A 21,907-nucleotide genomic window follows, 5' to 3' on the forward strand; every position below is an offset into this window, starting at 1 on the left:
TATTAGATTCGGGTAATGGCAACAAGCAGCCATTACAGATACTTAACGACCAAGTGCCTCTTTGTGCAGATTGATCCCCTGACGAATTTGTTCATCTACCCATTGAGTAAATAAGGGGTGGGGGGCAAAACCCTCACCCAGTTCGAATTCCAGTCCGGCAAGGAACCGCTTTTCCGGCCCGACGGAAGTGGTACGGGTAGGGATGACGATCACCCTGTCACCTTGCTTGCTGGCTTCGGTGACCATGGCTCTTACTTTTTTGACCCAGGGTGCCCGTTTGTCCGGCCAATCCTCACGCCAGGTGGCAACTTTGAATGCCTTGAATTTCTGGCCTCCCTGATCATGCATCTGGCTGGCAATGCTGTTGAGTTTCTCCAGCCATTCATCATTTTTCCGATCATCCTGAGTGCCGTGTGCGGTCAGAATCACTGTTTCTCTGGCCGGATCTTTGGAGAGTGCCAGTACGCGATCGAACAATGCACTGGCAAACAGGGGGTTGTCTTCGTAGCCGCCTGTCCAGATAACCGGCAGAGACGTCAGGATTCTGGGAACCGGTGTGCTGGATTTTGCATGTCCCCCATGCCCTCCATGGCTGCCGTGTCCACTGTTGTTGTCATGTATGTGGTCGTCCTGATTTTCGATATCCAGACCGGCCAGATAACCGATTTCATTGCGATAGGAGCTGCGGCTGGCAAAGGCGCTGACAACAATGGCTGCTTTTGCGCCGCGCTGTTCCAGTTTGTGCAGGGCACGTTCGATCGTGTATGGATCCGCCATGGAAAAGGCAAATTCGATTTTGTAGCGTTTCATCAATGGCTCTACCGCTACGCGCAGATTTTCATTCCAGTGAAAGTCGGAGCCATGAGCAAACAGGATGACACCGGTATCTTCTTCGGCCAGAGGCAGATTGCGGCTGGCTTCGCGCTCCATCCACATGGCCAGATGCTGTGGTTCGATCTCGAAGTGATTGAGTGCTGCGTTTTCAGGCAACAGCCGTTCCAGCCGTGATTCGAGTGACATCATGCTGTCGTATTTGGGGCCGAGGGCGAATGCAATCACCTGATTTTTATTGTTTTTGGTAGCCGTGCCCAAAGATGACAATGCAGTGGCAAGCTGCTGTTTTGTCTTGTTGCCATAACTTTCCGGTTCTTCGTCTTTTTGTGCTTCCAGAAGAATCAGAGAGTTGATCGAACGAAAACTGACTCCCTGTGATGCCTGTTTGACAATGCGCATCCAGTCGTCATACATCGCCCGTCGGTGAGTATCGTTCTGTGCCCCGTAACCCACTACCAGCAGATGTTGCTGAGCGGTATGCTGCATGCCGCGCAAGCGGGTGGCGAGTGCCTCGACAGCGAAATAGCTTTCTCCGTAAGGTTTCGTGAAAGTCACAGGGATCGTCTGGTTTTCTTCCGTGACCAGTGTGCGGATGAGCTGATAGCGCGGTTCTGCAGCAGAAATGAATAGTGGCAGTACGACGATACGGCCTATATTCTGCTGGTGCAGGCTGGCGAGACCGGATTGCAGCGTTTGCCGGGTGCGCTCGTCAGTAACAAAGACCAGTGCAGCCGGGTGATTGGCTGAGAACGATGCAAAAGCATCACGGATTTCTTCATTACCGACAAATCCCCGGTCAGCTGCAACTATCAGGAAACCGGTCTGATCGGCCGGTTTCAGTTCGGCCGCGTGCGCCGATCCTGCAAGCAGAGCGAACATCAATAAATAAAACCATGCAGCGGTTTGGATTGTTTTAATCCAGAAAAGCATATTTCCTCCGGGTTGTGAATCGTAAAATGTATTGATGGATAAGGGTTCGTCTGTCATGCAGGCAGACTGCGCCGTAGTGTTATGTCGTGGTTTCAACTGTATCGACGGGAGAACTGTTGATACTGGCCTGGCCTGATGTGATTTTTGTCAGTGCTGCTGCAAAGCTGGAAACACCGGTACCCTTGAACAGCAGGCAGGGTTTATGCCCCAGCCGGCAAAGCCTTTTGACCTGATAGTAAGCGGCGTGACTGACGTAATCAGTCGGGCAGATCACTGCTGCAGCGCCATAGATCATTTCCGGCAAGCGCGAAAGTGCATCTTCCTGGCCGCCATCATGGTGTGATAATTTGAGGCCAAGCTGTCTGGCAAGTGTGCGGTATTGCGGCAGCAGCGTGGACCGGCCGCCTACGCACAGAATGCACTCGTAAGCAGCCATTTTCGTTTCGGTTGTATCCGCTGTTTCTGTATCTGTGGTGCTGCCAGAATTGAGGGTCAGCAGCAGATTTTCCAGTGTATCCCGCTCGACGCGAAGGGTATCGCGTTCGTGATAGAGCTCGGTCAGGTTGTGGCAGGCATTTTTGAGTGATTGCTTGAGATCATCGGCCTGTGCTGCTTTGATCTGCAGCTGCTCGTTTTCCACCGTTAGTTGCATCAGGCGCTGACCCATTCGCAGTATGGCCTGGCCTGATTCCAGTGTTTCCAGCCGTTGGCGGGTGGTCTCGCTTTCTCGCCGGGATTGCTGCAACTGCTTGATTTCAGCCGCGGCCTGTTGCAGTTGCTGGCGCAGGCGCGATTCGGTCTGTACGTGCTTCTCTCTGATCTGTTCCAGTTGCCCGGCCAGTTCCTTCAGCATTTGTTCTGCCTGGTTGAGCCGGTGCTGCGTGGCTGACAGCTCGGCAACCGCTTCATGCATGTGCATGTGAACCCTGTCATGGATCTGCTCTCTGCCTTCGGAGCTGATCCGTTTGTGGGTGAGTGCTGCCCATAATGGACCGGCTATTCTTTCGTTGGTAAAACAGGTTTCCCAAAGCGCCAGCACCTCGCTGTCGGTTTTGGCGGCGTCGAACTGTTTAATGTGGCTTTCGTACAATCTGTCCAGATATTTATGAATCGTTTCCGATACGACGTTTCTGGAGGTTACGCGGCAGACTGCTTCAACGTGCAGATCGTGCGCATTGTTTATCGAAGCTTTGAAATGAAAGCGTTTGGCAAAACGCTCGAGATCCGAGGCGGGCAGACAAAGGCCGATGACAGGACAGTGATAGGTTCTGCTCAGTTCCCAGATTTTTGAACGCTTCACCGGGGGAGAAGGGGAATCGGTTACCATAATCTCGGGCGATCCATCTCCTGCTAATAAAGCATCGATTCCCGACTGTCGCAGAATGGCAGGTGCATGCATACGGTATCTCCTCGTGGTGAAAATATCAGTCTGGATCAGACAGAATGGATTGCATTTAATACTAATAATAACAATTATCATTAACGTAATCAATTGTGTTGTGTATTGCAGCCGATTCTGCATGAATCATGTGGAGCTTCATTTGTACGGCGAGGTGCGACAATTTGTCGCATTTCCATCCTTTTTGGAATCGGTTATTCTCCGAATTTTTGCGTGAACCATGAAGAAGTCGACCTATTCTTTCCCCACGCTGGCCGGATTCTTTCTCACACTCGCTTCTGTGGTTGCAATCGCAGCCGGGCCAGGTACCGGCGACCCAACTCAGCAACCGTCTGTCATGCAAGCCTCAAAGTCCCCAAAGACCGCACTTGCGGTGGGAGTAACACTGGATCAGGAAGGGCAGTTGTGGCTGGCAAAAGTGATTGATCAGCGCTTGCTGGTTTCCAGATCAGAAGACGATGGCAAGCATTTTTCCGAATCAGTGACGGTTACTCCTGTGCCGGAAAACATAGGCAATGATGGCGAAAATCGTCCCAAGATCCAGGTGGCACGTGATGGCACCGTGCTGGTCACCTGGACGGAGCTGCTGGCGGAAAAATATGCCGGAAATATAAAGTTCTCGCGTTCGACCGATTCAGGTCGGACGTTCTCAGAGCCAATCGTTCTGAACGATGATGGCCGTGTGACCAGTCACCGCTTCGATTCCCTGGCAATCGACGGAAAAGGAAGGGTGGTGGTGGCCTGGCTGGATGCCAGAGATCGTGATGCAGCGAGGGAAAAAGGGGAGGAGTTCAAGGGGGTCTCACTCTACAGCAGTCAGTCGTTCGACAATGGCGCGCACTTTGAGCCAAACCGGCAAATTCATCAGCATACCTGCGAATGCTGCCGGACTGCGCTTACCTGGACCAGCGAGGGGCCGGTCGTGCTGCTGCGAAATATTTTCGGCACCAATACCCGTGATTTTGCCGTGGCCAGCCTGGATAAAGTGGAAGAAGGTGTCAGAAGAGTCACCCGCGATGAGTGGCAGATCGACGCCTGCCCGCACAACGGTGGCAGTCTTGCGACAGATGGCAGGGGGCAATTGCATCTGACCTGGTTCACCAGCGGCACCGCTGCACAGGGGCAGTTCTATAAACGGATCAGCGGCAACCAGGAATCGGAACCCATGGCGCTGGGTGATATGGATGCGCAGCCCAACCATGCTGCAGTGGTGGCGCATGGTGAAACCGTCATCCTCACCTGGCGCGAATTTGACGGAAACGTGTATTCCGCAAAGATGATGTTTTCGAATGACGGTGGCGAAACCTGGAGTGAGCCATGGCGCCTGATGTTGTCTGCCGGCGCAAACGATTACCCGGTACCACTCATCAGTGACAGTAAAGCTCTGGTTGTATGGAATACCGAAAATGAGGGTTTGCGGGTTTTGTCCGTTGAAAGAGTCATCAACCGATCCGACGGCTGAGAATCTTTAAAACAATAATAAGCAGCAGGCGGCTTATGACATGGATCGCAATGGCATCAGGCGCTGCTGCAAATACTAATTACCAATAAAAATCGAAAGGATCAGACCATGAAGCAGTTCCCTCTGGCACTGATTGGCCTGCTTTGCGCCTCATCAGCCTGGGCAGCTCAAGATGTCGAACAACAGAAACAGTTTTCCCGCAAAAATCTTTCAACACAGGCAGACAACAGTTCAGACGGAATCCGGGTATCAGGCGCAAACGGGGAGCACGCAGGGGAGCAGTTGGCGCAAGCGGCGGACGAACAGGTGCAAACCGGTAAATCGAGCAATAGTGACAACCTGAATGAACAGAAAGAGAAGGATAGTGGTGAGCCGGCTGGCCAGAATGAAACTGTTTTCAGGGAAATGGTAATTACAGGTGAAATAGAGCGGGATTCGCACTTTACTTCGCCTTCGATGCGCGTAACCCGGGCGCAGGTCGAACAGCAGAATGCGCAAACTACCGAAGAAGTGCTCAAATACATGCCCAGCCTGCAAATACGTCAGCGCTACGTGGGCGATCCGAATGGTGTGTTGGGGATTCGCGGAGCCGATATGTTTTCAACTGCGCGCAGCATGGTTTATGCCGATGGTCTGCCGTTGCACAACTTTCTGCAGGCTTCTTTCAATGGTGCGCCGCGCTGGTCGCTGGTCGGTCCTAACGAAATCGACTCGGTTGATGTCGTTTATGGCCCTTTCTCGGCCGAGTACAGCGGCAACTCGATAGGGGGCGTTGCCAATATCAGAACGCGCATGCCGCACAAGCAGGAATTTTACTTTGAAGGCAGCCTGTTCATTCAGCCCTACAAGAATTACGGGGAGGATAAAGGAACATTCATTGGTGACCGGCAGTATTTTTCCTACGGCAACAGGATTCAGGACAAGTTTACGGTGTTCCTGGCTTACAACCGGCTGGAGGCTCAGGGTCAGCCAATGTCTTATTTTATTGATAATACCGGGTTGTCCAACGTGCCTGGAGGAACACCGGTGACGGGGGGTATCAGGACACCGGATACGCGCGGTACACCCAGTATCATTTATGGTGATACCGGTCCCGAAAAAGTGAATACTCACTTGTTCAAGGGTAAATTCGGGTACGACATCACTTCCGATCTGCAGGCGTTGTTTACCGTGGCGTATGAAGAGCGTACCCGCAACCAGAACCATCCGAGCAACTACCTGTATACGGCGAACGGGGATTATTTCTGGGGAGGGAATGCGCCTACCTGTAATTCGGTTGCCACCTGTTCGACTCCGGGTAATGCTTCTCTGGATGGCACACGCTTCGATGTGGTGCGCAGTGGTTTCGGTGAAAGTCGTGACAAGCGTGAGACGCTGAATCTGGGTTTGTCGCTGCGCGGTGCGCTGACGCCCGACTGGGATGTCGATACCACATTCAGCTATTTCGATGTGTTGAAGGATATTCGTGCGACGGCGTTTTTCAATCATGCCGATCCGGGCAATACCGGTGCCGGGCAATTGCAGGATTTCCGCAAATTCAACTGGTGGAATTACGATCTCAAGCTGAGTACGCCCATGCTGCTGGGTTACGACAAACTGTCGTTTCTGGCCGGATACCATTTTGACCAGTACAACCTCAGTTTCCGGCAATATAGCCTGACCAGTTATGAAGATCTGACCCGGGGTGCATTGCAGGCCAACCGCAATAATGATGGCCGCACATCGACTCATGCGATCTTTGCCCAATCCATGTTCCGCTTCATGCCGGACTGGGATATTACCGCCGGTGTGCGTCAGGAATGGTGGGAAGCAAGCAAGGGAGTCGCCTCCAATGTGGCCGTGCCCGATCGCACCGAAACAGCCACTTCTCCGAAGGTTTCACTGGGGTATGAGCCTGGACAGTGGAAATTCCGCTATTCCTTCGGGCGTGCGCACCGTTTCCCGGTGATTGCAGAGCTTTTTCAGTCACTTGGTACACCTACCAGTATTCTGGTTGCGAATGCGACGCTCAAACCTGAAAATGGCGTGCATCATAATTTTATGATGGAGTACGGGTTACCGAAGGGTTATGTTCGTGTCAACGTATTTCGGGATGACATCAAGGACGCCATCCGCCAGATCACTTCCGCCTCGGGAGCACTTACAACCAGCGCTTTCCAGAATATCGGTGAAGTTGGTACAACCGGTGTGGAGCTGATCTTCGAACAGCGAAATATTCTGGGCTCACGGTTCGATTTTATGTTCAACGGTACCTGGATGAACTCAAAAGTGGAAGACGGGCCGGTCGTGAGATTTACCGAATCAACCGGCGTGCCTGCCAACTACAGTCTGACCGGGAAACAGGTCATTCGTCTGCCACACTGGCGAGTCAATGTTTTCGGTACTTACCATGTGACGGATGCCTGGGATGTTTCCCTGTCCGGCCGCTATACCAGCGATTCCTATAATGATCCTGATAACAGGGACTATAAGAACAACGTATTCGGTGCCCAGAGCGATTTCTTCTTCATGGATTTCAAGACCAGCTACCGGTATCGGTTCAACAACGGGCTGAAAAGCCGATTCTCATTCGGTATCAGCAACCTCAACAACGACAAGGCCTGGGTATTTCATCCCTATCCGCAGCGTACCTATCTGCTCGAAGCTGCGTTCAGTTATTGAAGTACAGGTGTTTTTCTGCCCGATTATGTGATCTGAAACATCAGTAAAAATATCTGCAGAGTGTGCTTACGTAATTGAAGCTACCGAGCTGTTAATGTGGGTTCGGTAGGATGAGGTTAAAGTATTGTGTTCGTGATGCTATGATGAGCCGACCCGATGCCGAAGAAAACCCCCGAGGTGGCGTCGGGTCTGCTGGTTTCAGGAGGAAACACATGAATCGCGATCGGGTTTTGGCAGTATTGCGCCATAGTAAACCTATGTTGGCCAGTCGGTACGGTGTTCGTCGTTTGGCTTTGTTCGGCTCCACAGCACGTGATGACAGTGATGTTGATGTGCTGATGGTATTCGATGGTGTGGCAAGTGCAGCGCGTTATTTTGGCGTTCAGTTCCACCTGGAAGATGCATTGGGTTGCTCGGTAGATTTGGTATCCGAGAAGGCGCTGCGGCCGGAGCTGCGTCCTTTCATCGAAAAAGAAGCGGTTTATGTTTGAGTTGGCCCGCGAGTGGCGTTTTTACCTGACTGACATGATCAGTTTCGCCGAGAAGGTGCAGATTACTCGACCAGATACGCTTTGAAGCCAGTGGCCTGAATTACGACACTACGCTGCGCAATCTCGAATTGATCGGCGAGGCAGCGACCCATATTCCGGATGATATCCGGTCGGTACTCCCGATATTCCTTGGCGTATGATTATTGCTACGCGCAATCGGCTGATACACGGTTATCTCGGTATCGATAACGATACGATCTGGAGCATCATTCAGGATGAGATTCCCAAACTCTTGCGACAATTGACTGCCATGCTGGAGTCAATCAGATAATCCTCTCCACCATAAAATCAACAAATCGAAATAGATCTCCCGTTTTTGTACTTTGAAGTGGAGGCCGAGTTTCAGTAAGGCAGCCTGTTAAAATAGGTATTAACAACCTCCTGAAACTGTATCCTGATTCGTCCGGTTTCAGGCAGGCGCCGGTTTTTGACGTAAATAACATTCAAAGATATCAATCATGACAGCTCAGCGGTATGTACGAGATTTGCTGAATTTCATCGACCAGAGTCCCAGTCCGTGGCATGCGGTGGCTACAATCGAGGCAACGCTCAGGGAATTTCGGTTCATCCGGCTGGAAGAAACAGACAAGTGGGCGTTGCAGGCGGGTGGACGGTACTATGTAGTACGGGATGATTCCTCCATTGTTTTGTTTATCCTGGGGAGCAAGGCACCTGCCGAATCGGGTTTCAGGATTGTCGGGGCGCATACCGACTCGCCCGGGTTGCGGATCAGGCCGAACGGGGTAAGCGCCAGCGATGGATTGGCCCGGCTCAAGGTCGAAATTTATGGCGGGCCGATTCTGGCGACGTTTACTGACCGGGATCTGAGCCTGGCCGGGCGCATCAGTTATACCGATGACGGTGGACAGGTTGCGCACAAACGGATTTGTTTTGATCAGCCTCTGCTGCGTTTGCCGAATCTGGCGATTCATATGAACCGGGGAGTCAATGAGGACGGGCTGAAGCTGCATAAACAGAATGAGTTGCCGCTGTTGTTTGCACAACTGACCGACGATCAGTTGCCACAGCCTTATTTTCTGGCGTTGCTGGAACAGAAGGCCGGTATCCCCGCCACACAAATCCTGTCCTGGGATCTCGCGGTTTATGACACCCAGAAAGGGACACTCTGGGGAGCAAATCAGGAGTTTTACACCAACAGTCAGATCGATAATCTGGCCAGTTGCCATGCCGGACTGCAGGCGGTACTGGACGATACCATTCTGGATCATGCCGAAAGTACGCTGGTATGCGCATTTTTCGATCATGAAGAAATCGGTAGTGAAAGTCATATTGGTGCCGGAGGCAGTTTCCTGTCCGATGTATTGCAACGCATCAATCTGGCGGTCTCACGAGATCCGGAGGATGGTGCGCGTGCGTTTGCCCGCAGTTTTCTGATCAGTGCAGATATGGCGCATGCCTATCATCCCAACTTTCCTTCATCCTACGATGCGGATCATAAAGTCTTCGTGAACCGGGGTCCGGTCATCAAATTCAACGCCAACCGTCGCTATAGCTCCGAAAGTATTTCTGCTGCGCATTTCATGCGCTGGTGTGAAGCAGCCGGTGTACCTTACCAGCGTTATTCACACCGCTCCGATCTACCCTGCGGGAGTACCATCGGGCCGATTGCTTCGGCAAAGCTCGGCATACGCAGTATCGATATCGGCTGCCCGATGTGGGCGATGCACAGTATCCGGGAAAGCGCCGGTGTTCAGGACCATGAGTACATCATCAAGGCACTGAAGCAGTTTTTCAGTAGCTGAGAAACTTCTGAAAAACTACCTGCGTTGCCATTTTTGCGTTAAAAATCGGTATCAAAATGCTCATTTATTATATATAAACTCCGCTTTTTCGCCGATTTTTGCCTTGAACTGACTACCTCGCCGACGTTTTTCAGAGGTTCCCTGAAACCTCTGATTAAATCAATACTTCAAAATGCGTTTTATCCGCTGTTAGCCGGTGATGCGACAATTTGTCACATTGTTATGCCCTTTCTCCCGCTTTATGATGGGTGCCCTGCAGTAACTGCAATCACTTTAAGGGTTTCATAACAGGGATAAAAACATGAAGGGAACAAAAAGGTTTGAGCAATCGCGACAACATCTGCTCAAGGCTGGGGATGCCATGATCAGAAAACCGCTGGCGGTTGCGATGGTGGGTGTGCTGGCGGGCATGACATCGGTATGGGCGCAGGCAGAAAGTAAAAAGGAACCGGTGCAACTGGAAACAATCGAGGTCGTGGCATCCGGGCAGGGGTCGCTTACGGTTCCAACGCTGGTTGAGGCGCAGCATGAAATGCGCAAAATCCCGGGCGGAGCAAATATCATCGACAGCGAATCTTATGCCAATGGCCGGGGTTCGACACTGCAGGATGCGCTGGGGTATTCGCCGGGAGTGTTTGTTCAATCCCGTTTCGGTGCCGAGGAAGCGCGTCTGTCAATTCGCGGTTCCGGCATCCAGCGTTTCTTTCACTTGCGCGGCATCAAGATTCTGCAGGATGGTTCGCGGGTGAATCTGGCTGATGGTGGCGCGGATTTTCAGGTGATCGAGCCACTGGCAGCACGCTATATCGAAGTTTATCGGGGTGCCAATGCATTGCAGTATGGATCGACCACGCTGGGTGGTGCGATCAATTTCGTCACGCCCACCGGCTACGATGCTGAACGTTTCCGCGCACGTGGTGAGGCAGGCAGCTTTGGTTATAACCGCCTGATGCTTTCTTCCGGTGGTGTGCATGGTTCTCTGGATTATTTTGCCAGTGTTTCCCGCTACAGTCAGGATGGTTTCCGTGACTGGTCGGAGCAGGAAAACTGGCGCATGTTCAGCAATGCCGGGTATCGAATCACGCCCGATCTGGAAACCCGTTTTTACCTGACCTATACCAAAACCAATTCACAATTGCCAGGCGAGCTGACCAAAGCAGAACTGAAAGACAACCCGAAGCAGGCAAATTTCTTTAACAGCAATATAGCGCGGTACAAGCGGGATTTTGATTTGATCCGCGTGGCCAATCGTACTGTGATGAAATTGGGTGAGGCCCAGCAACTGGAATTTTCCGCATTCTATGCGCATAAAAAAGTATGGCACCCGATTTATGTGGTGATGGAGCAGCCTTCGCATGATTACGGCCTTGGGTTGCGCTATATCAACGAAATGCCGATTGCCGGCTGGCGTAACCGGTTTGTGGCCGGTTTCGAGCCAAGCTGGGGCAAGGTGATGGATAACCAGTTCGTTAATATCAATGGTGAGGCTGGTCCGCGAATTCACAAATATGATCAGGATGTCAGCAGTTATACGGTGTATGGAGAGAATCAGTTTTACCTGCTGCCGGAACTTGCACTGGTGGTGGGTGCCCAGTACACCAACATGACACTCAAACAGAAAGATCTGCATACGGGTGATCCGCGGCAGAAGAAAAACTACGAACGCTTCACCCCCAAGGCAGGACTCATCTATGACCTGAATCCGGAAATTCAATTCTTCACCAACGTCAGTACCAGTTTCGAGCCACCCAGTTTTTCCGAGCTGGCCAGTTGGCAGGCGACACCGGTACTGGCCAGTGCCCAGCGCGCACTGACCTTCGAAGTGGGAAGCCGGGGCCGTTTTGGTATCGCCGAATGGGATGTTGCATTTTATCGCTCACATGTGCGCAATGAATTGCTTGCCCGCGTGGATCCAGTGTCCCGTTTCCCGATAGGAATGGTCAATGCGGATAAAACCGTGCATCAGGGAGTGGAATTGGGTCTGGATATGGAACTGGCAAAAATGCTTTACCTGCGCCAGATGTATACATTCAGCGATTTCAAGTTTGATGGCGACCCGCTTTTCGGAAACAACCAGCTGGCCGGTATTCCGCGCCATTTCTACAAGGCGGAGCTGCTCTATCGCCATCCTGCCGGCTATTATGCCGGTCCGAACGTGGAATGGTCACCCGAGAAGTATTATGTGGATCATGCCAATACGTTGTCTGTCGATACCTATGCGCTGCTTGGATTCAAGCTGGGTAAGCGCAACAAAACCGGCTTTTCCTGGTTTGTCGAGGGGCGTAACCTGACTAACCAGAAATATGCGGCGACGGTTTCCGTAACCGACATCGCGGGGGTTGGTGCCTTTGGTGGCGCAAACTCGGCCTTGTTCTTCCCGGGAGATGGCCGCTCCTTCTTTGCTGGTCTGGAGTATCGGATGTAGGCGCATAAAATAGATCAAGGCGGCATACCCCGGTAATGAGGTATGCCGGGAAACCGAATAAAATGGTATTCCCTAGCTTTTTTTGCTGATCCGAATTTCGAATTAACCCGTTAATCCGTTTGTTTTTTCTTCAAGGTGCGACAATTTGTCGCATTGTGATGTCATTCTGCCAGGCTTAAGATTGGCAGCGTGCAGTAATTGCCAATACTAATAATTCCAGAGGGAAGAAAATGAAGGAAAAGAAGGTTAAACAAGCTGGGCTTTATGAGTCATCGGGTGGAGAAATCATGGCCCGGAAGCCGCTTGTCATTGTGCTGGCAGGTGTATTGGCAGCTATGGCAGCGCCATTGGCGCAAGCTCATGAGGTTGACGAGCCAGTACAGCTTGAAACAATAAAAGTGACTACATCTAAGGATGATTTACCTCTTACTGTGCCAAGTCTGCCGGAAGTGCAACAGAAAATGCGTCAGATTCCAGGGGGCGCGAATGTGATTGACAGCGAATCTTATGCTACCGGCCGTGCCTCGACGTTGCAGGATGCATTGGGTTATTCACCGGGTGTGTTTGTTCAACCTCGTTTTGGTGCTGAAGAAGCACGCCTGTCAATTCGTGGTTCCGGTATTCAGCGTACTTTCCATATGCGCGGTATCAAACTGTTGCAGGATGGCTCCCGGCTGAATCTGGCCGATGGCGGAGGGGATTTTCAGGCAATCGAGCCGCTGGCCGCACGCTATATCGAGGTATACCGGGGAGGTAATGCGCTGCAGTTTGGATCGACCACACTGGGTGGTGCGATCAATTTCGTTACCCCTACCGGTTATGATGCCGAACGTTTCCGTGCGCGTGGTGAGGCAGGCAGTTTTGGTTATAACCGTCTGATGCTCTCTTCCGGCGGTGTGCATGGCTCGCTGGATTATTTTGCCAGCGTTTCCCGCTACAGCCAGGATGGTTTCCGTGACTGGTCAGAGCAGGAAAACTGGCGCATGTTCAGTAATGTGGGTTATCGCGTCAACTCCGATCTGGAAACCCGTTTTTATCTCACTTATACCAAAACTGATTCACAATTGCCGGGTAACCTGACCAAGGCACAGTTGAGAGCCAATCCCAAACAAGCGAATGCGGTTAGTCTGGCTGGTCGGCAGAAGCGGGATTTTGATCTGATCCGGGTGGCCAATCGCACTGTGCTTAAGCTGGGAAATAGCCAGCAACTGGAATTCTCCGCATTCTATTCACACAAGAAGTTGTGGCATCCGATCTTTCAGGTGCTGGATCAGCCATCGCATGATTATGGCCTGGGGTTGCGCTATATAAATGAGATGCCGATTGCTGGCTGGCGCAACCGTTTTGTAGTTGGTTTCGAGCCGAGCTGGGGCACTGTTATGGATAATCGCTTCTTCAATAATGGTGGTAGAGCGGGTGCACGTACAGCCAAGTTTGATCAGAGTGCCAGCACTTATGACGTTTATGCGGAAGATCAGCTGTACGTATTGCCAGAACTGTCACTGGTTGTGGGTGCGCAGTACAGTTATACGACACGTAAACAAAAGGATCTGTTTGGAGCAGGCGCCCAGGATAGAAGCAAGAACTACCAGCGCTTCACTCCCAAAGCAGGATTGATTTATGAGCTGAATCCGCATATTCAGTTTTTCAGTAACGTCAGTACCAGTTTTGAGCCTCCCAGTTTTTCCGAACTGACTGCCGGGCCGGTGGTTGCTCCGGTATTTGCAAAAGCTCAACGTGCGATCACATTTGAAGTTGGTAGCCGAGGTCATTTCGGTATAGCCGAATGGGATGTGGCGCTGTATCGGGCGCATGTACGTAATGAGTTGCTTGCCCGAGTGGATCCTATTACCAGTTCTTCACTGGGTACGGTCAATGCGGATAAAACAGTGCATCAGGGGGTTGAACTGGGCCTTGATATCGAGCTGGTGAAAATGTTCTATTTGCGCCAGATGTACCTGTTCAATGATTTCAAATTCGATGGGGATGCTTCTTTCGGTAATAATCAGTTAGCCGGCATCCCACGTCATTTCTACAAAGCGGAACTGACTTACCGTCATGCTGATGGATACTACGCCGGTCCGAATGTAGAATGGTCACCTCAGAAATACTATGTGGACCATGCCAATACGGTATATGCCAATTCCTATGCGCTGCTGGGTTTCAAAATCGGTAAACGGAGTAAGAGTGGATTTTCCTGGTTTGCAGAGGCACGTAACCTGACTGATCAGAAATACGCAGCTACTACAGGCGTAACAGATGTGGTTAAGTACAATAATGCGGGTGTTCTTCAGGATCAATTTTTCCTTCCAGGAGATGGACGCTCTTTCTTCGCGGGTCTCGAATATCGGATGTAGAAATAATGATGGGAGTGGTGAGCTCATAAACAAGCCATCTTCAGGTTTGATTGGCGATTAATTTCAAGGGATCGACGATGTCAGTAAAACATTTCATTACAGCCGTTTCACTTGCTATGGTTTCCACAGTAATTCCCCTGACCGTGACTGCTGAACAACATGCGCATGATGCTAAATCAGCAAAGCCCGGCCATGATATGAATAAAATGTGGGCGGAAATGCGCACAAGAGCAGTCGGCATGGCTGTTTCCGTAGCGGCTGATGAAAAAGGGAAATTGTGGCTGGTTCGTATGCAGGATGGCCATATCCGGGTAAGTCATTCGGAAGATGGCGGCAAGCATTTTTCTGAAGGTGTAACGGTAAACCCGCAACCTGAAGCGATTCTTGCAGAAAACCAGAACCGGCCGAAGATCGCGGTGCGTAACGGGGTGATCGCAGTAACCTGGGTACAGGCGCTGCCGAAGGTGTTTGCCGGGAATATCCGCTTTGCCCGTTCTGTCGATGGTGGTCGTACTTTTTCCGAGCCGGTAACTGTGAACGATGATCAGGGCGAAATCAGCCATGGTTTCAGTGCCTTGACACTGGGTGACAATGGCCGTGTGACATTGACCTGGTTCGACGGGCGTGAACGTGATGCAGCTGATAAGGGTGGGCAGAAGTATGTTGGCACCACGGTTTACTATGCAACGTCGGAAGACGGCGGAGCGAGTTTTTCTGCGAATCGCAAGTTGGCTGACCATGCCTGCGAATGCTGCAGAATCGGCATGACGCTCGATTCTGATGGGGTACCGGTTGTGTTCTGGCGGCATGTGTTCGAGGGCAGCATGCGTGATTTCGCGCTGGCACGGCTGGATTCGCAACCCAAGGTGTTGCGGGCCAGTGAGGATGGTTGGGAAATCAATGCCTGTCCTCATCATGGCGGCGACATTGCAGTGGATGAAGCCGGTAGCCGCCATCTGGCGTGGTTTACCGGGAATCCGCAGAATCCCGGATTGTTTTACCGGCGTGCTGACGGTGAGAATATGACCGCACCGCACGCATTTGGTGACCTTGATTTTCAGCCGGGTTACCCAGCTGTATTTGCGTATGGAAAGAAGGTTTATCTGGTCTGGCGCGAATTTGATGGCAATAATTATCAATTGATGGCCTCCGTTTCGGCTGATCGTGGCGATACCTGGTCAGCAGCTCGTGCTGTGGCAACGACCGGTGGTGCAGCCGACCTGCCAGTATTTGTAGTCGGTGCACAGAAACCACTCGTCGTGTGGAACAGTGCCAGAGATGGAGTGCGCTTCTTTAATGCAGAGGGGGATTTATGATGCGTCGTTTACTGTTTATCTGGCTGTTGACGATAGCCGGGGTTGCATCGGCGACCGAGGGTGTACGTCCGTTTGTACTCGGAAGTATGACGCAGATTCAGGAAGAGCATGCAGGCAAACCTTTCGTACTGTTTCTCTGGTCGCTGACATGTACTTACTGTCCAACTGAACTGAAAATGCTTGGTGAATTCAAGCAGCAGCATCCTGATCTGAATCTGGTGCTGATTGCGGCGGATACGCCGGATGATGAGCCGGAGATCGTTTCTCATCTTGCTGATTACGGGTTGAACAAGGTCGAGCGGTGGGTGTTTGCCGAGGATATGCCGGAACGCCTGCGTTTTGAGATCGACCGGCGCTGGTATGGCGAGGTGCCGCGCACCTATTTTTATGATCAGAGCCATCAGCGTGAAGCCAAGACCGGGCTGGTCGGCCAGGAATATGTCAAGAGTTGGCTGGCGCGTGTCGGTATGGATGCTTCGTCCGCAAGCAAGTGACCTTCCAGATTTCCTCTGAAAATAATACGTTTCCACACTTTTTCAGGCAGATCGAACACTCGTTCAGGCTGATCTGCCTTCACTCAGCCGGTGGATAAAGAGTATCTCCGGCTGATTTATCTTTTTCCACCAGGCAAATCGTATCTGTTTGCTACTGCACAGGAACATGTGAGCAACCCGTGAGGCATGGTCGAGCCGCATGATCAGTTCCGGTAGTAACAGCTTGCTCTTTGGGGTTCATGCTTGTAATCTTTTTAACAGGATTGATCCTGCTCTTGTTGTGAGCAGGTAGTATTTGCCCTGAAATCTGATCACGCAGGAGGTATCTTGAGCAATCCATTCATCGTAAGAAAGGCTGCAGTACTGGGAGCGGGGGTCATGGGTGCGCAAATTGCCGCACATCTGGTCAATGCCGGCATAGAGACTTTACTGTTCGAACTGCCGGCCGAATCTGGAAATCCCGATGCCAATGTACTGAAAGCGATCGAGAAACTGAAGAAACAGGAACCAGCACCTTTGTCGGTGATCGACCGGGCAAACTGTATCGAACCGGCCACTTACGATCAGCATCTGGAAAAATTGAGGGACTGTGATCTTGTGATCGAAGCGATTGCCGAACGGCTGGAGCTGAAATCGGAACTATACGAGAAAATTGCTACTTATCTGCATGACCAGGCTGTTTTAGCCAGCAATACTTCCGGCCTTTCCATCAATCAGCTGGCCGCGGTTATTCCTGAGGCCTTGCAACCACGTTTCTGCGGTATCCATTTTTTCAATCCACCCCGTTACATGTATCTGGTGGAGTTGATCCCGAGCGCGCAAAGCGATGCAGCGGTACTCGATGCGCTGGAGAGCTTTCTGGTGACCAGTCTGGGTAAAGGGATCATTCGTGCCAAGGATACTCCCAACTTCATTGCCAACCGGATCGGGGTTTTTTCCATGTTGGCGACCATGCATCATGCCCGGCAGTTTGGCCTGGCGTTCGATCTGGTAGATAAACTTACCGGTGTGCTGATCGGCCGGCCGAAAAGTGCCACATTCCGTACTGCTGATCTGGTCGGGCTGGATGTGTTGGCGCATGTCGTGCAAACCATGCAGAACGGCCTTGCGGAGGATCCCTGGCATATTTACTACATTATTCCCGACTGGTTGCAGAAACTGGTCGATCATGGTGCGCTCGGGCAGAAGAGTGGCAAAGGGGTGTATCAGAAACAGGGTAAGGACATCCATGTATTGAATCCGGCCACAGATACGTATGAGCCGGCACAGAACGAAGTGGACGACGAAATCGAGGCACTGCTGAAGCAGAAAGATCCTGTGGCCCGATTTACTGCGCTGCATGATCATTCGCACCCACAGGCCCAATTTTTATGGGCGATTCACCGGGATCTGTTCCACTACTGTGCGATACATCTCGCGGCGATCGCCGATAATGCGCGTGATCTCGACCTGGCGATACGCTGGGGATTCGGCTGGGAACGAGGTCCTTTCGAGATATGGCAGGCAGCAGGGTGGAATACGGTTGCCGGCTGGATAGAGGCGGATATTGCTGCCGGCAAGGCCATGGCTGAAATACCCTTGCCAGCCTGGGTGCAGACAGTCGGGCAGAGTACTATCCAGGGAGTACATACGCAGGAAGGTTCTTATGCTCCGATAACGGAAAGCTGGCAACCACGTTCGCAGTTGCCAGTGTACCGGCGTCAGCTTTTTCCCGACAGGCTAGTGGGCGAGGAAATCGTTTATGGTGAAACGGTTTTTGAAACGGATGCATTACGTATGTGGCATACCGGGGACCAGGTTGCCATCGTCAGTTTCAAGACCAAAAAACATACGATTGACAATCTGGTACTGCAAGGAATGCAGCAGGCCATTACCGAGGCTGAACATCATTTTCGTGCACTGGTGATCTGGCAGACCGAACCGCCGTTTTCACTGGGTGCCAACCTGAAAAAGGCAACCGAGCGGCCCAAAACTGAAGCACCACCCGCACCACCAGCTCCTCCTTCAGCATTCGAGAAATTCATCAAACAGATCAGGGGCGCTACCCAGTCGGCTATCTTGCAGGCAGCTCGCAGTCTGGATGTGGCTGATATGCTGATGGCCGGGAAGCTGGCTGAAGTGGAGGTGATGATTGCGCATTTCCAGCAGGTTTCACAGCATCTCCGTTACAGTCTGATACCGACTGTTGCAGCCGTCGATGGATTGGCGCTGGGGGGCGGGTGTGAGTTTGTCATGCACAGTGATCGTGCAGTGACGACGATGGAAAGTTATATCGGCCTGGTCGAGGCAGGGGTGGGATTGCTGCCGGCCGGGGGAGGATGCAAGGAGTTTGCTTTGCGTGCTGCGCGTAATGCGGTCGATGGTGATCCTTTTCCTTATCTGAAACATTATTTCCAGACGGTGGCAATGGCGCAACTGGCGAAGAGTGCGGAACAGGCAAAGGAAATGTACTATCTGAAACCTGCCGACGTGATCATTATGAATCGTCTCGAATTGCTGTATGTTGCCAAGGCACAGGCGCTTGCACTGGCCGAGGCAGGTTACCGTCCCCCGTTGCGTCCGCGTGAAATCGTGGTGGCAGGTGCGACGGGAATCGCGACAATCAAAAGTACCCTGGTCAACATGCTGGAAGGCGGGTTTATTTCCGAACATGATTATCTGATTGGCAGCAAGATTGCGCATGTCATGTGTGGTGGCGATATTGTTGCTGGGAGCCGGGTGGATGAGGAATGGTTGCTGAAACTGGAGCGGACCGCCTTCATTGAATTACTGGCAACTGAGAAAACCCAGGATCGTATTGCGTATACCCTGAAAACCGGCAAACCGTTGCGAAACTGAGTAGAGTGATTTCAAATTGCAGAAGATGGGCGCAATGAAACAAAAATTCAAGGATGGAAGGAGAAGCTCATGACCAGACAGGTGCAGGATGCTTATATCGTAGCCGCTACACGTTCACCAGTAGGCAAAGCGCCACGAGGTATGTTCAAGAATGTGCGGCCGGATGATTTGCTGGTGCATGTGCTGCAGGCAGTGTTGAAACAGTGTGAGGGACTCGATCCCGCGGCAATCGAGGATGTGATCGTCGGTTGTGCCATGCCGGAAGCGGAGCAGGGGATCAATGTTGCTCGCGTGGCGTTGCTGCTGGCTGGTCTGCCGGTCAGTGTGCCGGGTGTGACGATCAACCGGTTTTGTGCTTCTGGTCTGCAGGCAGTTGCGATGGCGGCCGACCGGATCCGGCTGGGAGAAGCGGATGTCATTATTGCCGGCGGGACCGAAAGCATGAGTATGGTGCCGATGATGGGTAACAAGGTCGCGATGAATCCGGCGCTGTTCAAACCAGGCAGTGAGCAGGTAGCCATTGCCTACGGCATGGGCATTACTGCGGAGAAAGTGGCGGAACAGTGGAAAGTCAGCCGGGAGGAACAGGATGCATTTGCCCTGGAAAGCCATCACCGCGCGATTCGCGCCATCGAGCAAGGTGAATTCAGAGACGAGATTTCACCTTATCCTGTTCAGGAAAACCGGCCGGATCTGAATACGCATGAAATCCAAAATACAGCTATTGTCCGGGATACCGACGAGGGCCCGCGGGCAGATACCAGTGCGGAAGCGCTTGCTCGATTACGCCCGGTATTTGCCGCCCAGGGATCTGTAACCGCCGGTAACAGCTCACAGATGTCGGATGGAGCTGGTGCAGTGATGGTGGTGAGCGAGGCAGCATTGCAGCGCTTCAATCTGACGCCGATCGGGCGATTCATTGGTTATACAGTGGCGGGTGTGCCGCCGGAAATCATGGGAGTAGGTCCTGTCAAGGCGATTCCCAAAGTGCTGGAACAGACCGGGATCCAACAGGATGCACTCGACTGGATCGAATTGAACGAGGCGTTTGCTGCCCAAAGTCTCGCAGTAATCAACGATCTCGGATTGGATCGGGCGAAAGTCAATCCGCTGGGAGGGGCGATCGCACTGGGGCATCCGCTGGGCGCAACCGGTGCCATTCGGGTGGCCACTCTGCTTAGTGGTTTACGACGTCACAAACTCAAATATGGCATGGTCACCATGTGCATCGGCGGCGGGATGGGAGCTGCCGGTGTGTTTGAAGCCCTGTAATATACTTCCTTAAAACCGGGTATTCGCCCGGTTACTCCTTCAATTAGCAGGCTGGCGCTGCAGTCTGCCCGTGAACACCCGCTCATCATTGACAGAATAGGTGGCTTCTCCCTGATGCTCCCACCATTCATTCATTCCTGCAACATAACGTGCACCTGATGCAGAAACCGCAAGATTGAGCATCTCTATTCTGTTGTTCGGGAAGGTAAGCGTAACCGTGTCATCATCCCGGTAAATCGCTCGTACCACCTGTCCGGAATCTGAAACGAAAACGACTGAATTGATGACTGAAGCCTTGGGGTTGGAGGTTGATAGCGGTGTGCAGGATATGATGGCAGTGAGAAGTATGAAGAAGAATGAGTTGAGAAATAATTTCATGCTGTAATTTGATTGGTTTGGCTGATGACAGTGAGATAGTTTATTTTATTTCTCCAATGAAAATCTTGCCTTCAGCCCGAGAGTGTCTGAGGGGAATTAACGTACCGGCAAAGCCGACAAAGTTAGTTTTGATTTAGAAATGGAATTACAGATGCCTGAGAACATCTTGCCGATAGTGCAGAATACGGATGATGGCCACACCGAAAGGCTCTATTCGGTAGTAATATGGCGTTCAACGTGGCGACGGCGATAGCCTGGTCGAATATAGCTGCAGTCCTGTCCCTGGGATGATGTCTCGACTAACTCGGTACAGGCGGCTTCCAATATATCGATATAGCGTACGGCCTGAGCTGCGCCCCATTGTTGAAAGGTGTAGTTAAAAATTCCATCAAGATCACGCTGCGCTGCCGGGCTGAGACGGTATTCAGCCATGTATTAACCTGGTTTGTGCTGCGCCAGCTTGTGTCTTTTGAACTGATCAAAATCGAACGGCTGCGGTTCCCCACTTTGCTCGCCATCGATGAGTGCGGCCCGGATATTATCAATTTCGGCCATTCGTTCCTGCTCGCGCCGGATGAGGTCACGAATTAACTCGCTATCGTTTGTGAATCGTCCAGCTTCGACCTGTGCGGTAATCCAGGCATCTTGCTGGTTGGTTAGTGAGATGGTCTTACGCACGGTCGCCATGGTCATATCTCCATAGCGATAATCTGCTGTAAAACATGAAATCGATGCTAAGGAACCTCTGAAAAACGTTAGCGAGGCAGTCAGTTCAAGGCAAAAATCGGCGAAAAAGCGGAGTTTATACATAATAAATGAGCATTTTGATGCCGATTTTTAACGCAGAAATGGCAATGCAGGTAGTTTTTCATAGATTCCCTAAGGCCATTATGTGTAGTAGTTGAGATCTGATCTGACAGTTACCCGATTTGACGAGTGCCTGTTAGATCAGATTCAGTTATTCAATTCGGTAATTTTATCGTCCCATATCTCCTTAGCGTCAATTAAAGTTTGCATCGGGGTGCGTCCACAGCACATTTTTCCCTGGTGAGTCCGCACACTGTTGTAGTACGCCATCCAATCATCCAGATCGTGTTGTAACTCTTCAATGGACTGGTAAATCTTGCGCCGGAATGTCACCTGGTAGAACTCCTGCAAGATGGTTTTGTGAAAGCGTTCGCAAATACCGTTGGTCTGCGGATGATTGGCTTTCGTTTTGGAATGTTC

At 51.7% G+C, this 21,907-nt stretch carries 18 protein-coding genes; 12 read left to right on the plus strand and 6 right to left on the minus strand.

Translation table 11 applies throughout. The annotated features are described in order from the left end of the window. Positions 1 to 42 precede the first annotated feature (42 nt). The gene (locus B5D58_RS09875) at positions 43 to 1,821 is read right to left on the minus strand and encodes a sirohydrochlorin chelatase (RefSeq protein ID WP_234989056.1); all 1,779 of its coding nucleotides are present in this window, start codon (positions 1,819 to 1,821) and stop codon (positions 43 to 45) included. A gap of 22 nt (positions 1,822 to 1,843) precedes the next feature. Then, positions 1,844 to 3,163, minus strand: coding sequence for a DUF2325 domain-containing protein (locus B5D58_RS09880; protein ID WP_011112104.1), 1,320 nt, complete (start codon positions 3,161 to 3,163; stop codon positions 1,844 to 1,846). Positions 3,164 to 3,383: 220 nt separating this feature from the next. Here B5D58_RS09880 and B5D58_RS09885 point away from each other — a divergent pair, with 220 nt between their 5' ends. From B5D58_RS09885 to B5D58_RS09935, 12 genes are all read left to right on the plus strand, one after another. Continuing rightward, entirely contained in the window at positions 3,384 to 4,625 is a 1,242-nt protein-coding gene (locus B5D58_RS09885) for a sialidase family protein (protein WP_011112103.1), read from the plus strand. Between the two features lie 108 nt (positions 4,626 to 4,733). After that, complete coding sequence (locus tag B5D58_RS09890) at positions 4,734 to 7,286, plus strand: TonB-dependent receptor (RefSeq protein ID WP_011112102.1); 2,553 nt, start codon at positions 4,734 to 4,736, stop codon at positions 7,284 to 7,286. Positions 7,287 to 7,498: 212 nt separating this feature from the next. After that, entirely contained in the window at positions 7,499 to 7,777 is a 279-nt protein-coding gene (locus B5D58_RS09895; RefSeq protein WP_041356778.1) for a nucleotidyltransferase family protein, read from the plus strand. 113 nt (positions 7,778 to 7,890) lie between these two features. Continuing rightward, on the plus strand, positions 7,891 to 7,977 hold the full coding sequence (locus B5D58_RS14320; RefSeq protein ID WP_256335819.1) for a hypothetical protein: 87 nt from the start codon (positions 7,891 to 7,893) through the stop codon (positions 7,975 to 7,977). Beyond that, positions 7,962 to 8,108 (plus strand): HepT-like ribonuclease domain-containing protein, encoded by a 147-nt coding sequence (locus B5D58_RS14180; protein ID WP_256335820.1) that lies wholly within the window; start codon positions 7,962 to 7,964, stop codon positions 8,106 to 8,108. Before B5D58_RS14320 ends, B5D58_RS14180 begins: the two co-directional genes overlap by 16 nt. Before the next feature lie 187 nt (positions 8,109 to 8,295). Next, complete coding sequence (locus B5D58_RS09905) at positions 8,296 to 9,600, plus strand: M18 family aminopeptidase (protein ID WP_011112099.1); 1,305 nt, start codon at positions 8,296 to 8,298, stop codon at positions 9,598 to 9,600. Between the two features lie 301 nt (positions 9,601 to 9,901). After that, positions 9,902 to 12,025 carry a TonB-dependent receptor family protein gene (locus B5D58_RS09910; RefSeq protein WP_011112098.1) on the plus strand — a complete coding sequence of 708 codons (2,124 nt, stop codon included), beginning with the start codon at positions 9,902 to 9,904 and terminating at the stop codon, positions 12,023 to 12,025. 230 nt (positions 12,026 to 12,255) lie between these two features. Next, the gene (locus B5D58_RS09915) at positions 12,256 to 14,382 is read left to right on the plus strand and encodes a TonB-dependent receptor family protein (RefSeq protein ID WP_011112097.1); all 2,127 of its coding nucleotides are present in this window, start codon (positions 12,256 to 12,258) and stop codon (positions 14,380 to 14,382) included. A 77-nt stretch (positions 14,383 to 14,459) separates the two neighbouring features. Next, the gene (locus B5D58_RS09920; protein ID WP_011112096.1) at positions 14,460 to 15,698 is read left to right on the plus strand and encodes a sialidase family protein; all 1,239 of its coding nucleotides are present in this window, start codon (positions 14,460 to 14,462) and stop codon (positions 15,696 to 15,698) included. After that, positions 15,695 to 16,192 (plus strand): TlpA family protein disulfide reductase, encoded by a 498-nt coding sequence (locus tag B5D58_RS09925; RefSeq protein WP_011112095.1) that lies wholly within the window; start codon positions 15,695 to 15,697, stop codon positions 16,190 to 16,192. The genes B5D58_RS09920 and B5D58_RS09925 overlap by 4 nt, the downstream gene beginning before the upstream one ends. 327 nt (positions 16,193 to 16,519) lie before the next feature. Beyond that, a complete protein-coding gene (locus B5D58_RS09930) occupies positions 16,520 to 19,030 on the plus strand; it encodes a 3-hydroxyacyl-CoA dehydrogenase/enoyl-CoA hydratase family protein (RefSeq protein WP_011112094.1) in 2,511 nt (836 codons plus the stop codon). Between the two features lie 69 nt (positions 19,031 to 19,099). Next, entirely contained in the window at positions 19,100 to 20,302 is a 1,203-nt protein-coding gene (locus B5D58_RS09935) for an acetyl-CoA C-acyltransferase (protein WP_011112093.1), read from the plus strand. A 39-nt stretch (positions 20,303 to 20,341) separates the two neighbouring features. Here the strand turns inward: B5D58_RS09935 and B5D58_RS09940 are convergent, their stop codons facing one another. The 4 genes from B5D58_RS09940 to B5D58_RS09955 all read right to left on the minus strand — a co-directional run. Beyond that, positions 20,342 to 20,680: an MliC family protein gene (locus B5D58_RS09940; protein ID WP_011112092.1), complete on the minus strand. Its 339-nt coding sequence runs from the start codon at positions 20,678 to 20,680 to the stop codon at positions 20,342 to 20,344. Between the two features lie 210 nt (positions 20,681 to 20,890). After that, positions 20,891 to 21,112 carry a type II toxin-antitoxin system RelE/ParE family toxin gene (locus B5D58_RS09945; protein ID WP_011112091.1) on the minus strand — a complete coding sequence of 74 codons (222 nt, stop codon included), beginning with the start codon at positions 21,110 to 21,112 and terminating at the stop codon, positions 20,891 to 20,893. Between the two features lie 3 nt (positions 21,113 to 21,115). Then, the gene (locus tag B5D58_RS09950) at positions 21,116 to 21,367 is read right to left on the minus strand and encodes a type II toxin-antitoxin system ParD family antitoxin (protein WP_041357187.1); all 252 of its coding nucleotides are present in this window, start codon (positions 21,365 to 21,367) and stop codon (positions 21,116 to 21,118) included. A 267-nt stretch (positions 21,368 to 21,634) separates the two neighbouring features. Beyond that, positions 21,635 to 21,907: integrase core domain-containing protein (locus B5D58_RS09955; protein ID WP_143779567.1), on the minus strand; the 273-nt coding region annotated here is incomplete at its 5' end.

It is taken from the genome of Nitrosomonas europaea (genome assembly GCF_900167395.1).
GTDB lineage: Bacteria > Pseudomonadota > Gammaproteobacteria > Burkholderiales > Nitrosomonadaceae > Nitrosomonas > Nitrosomonas europaea.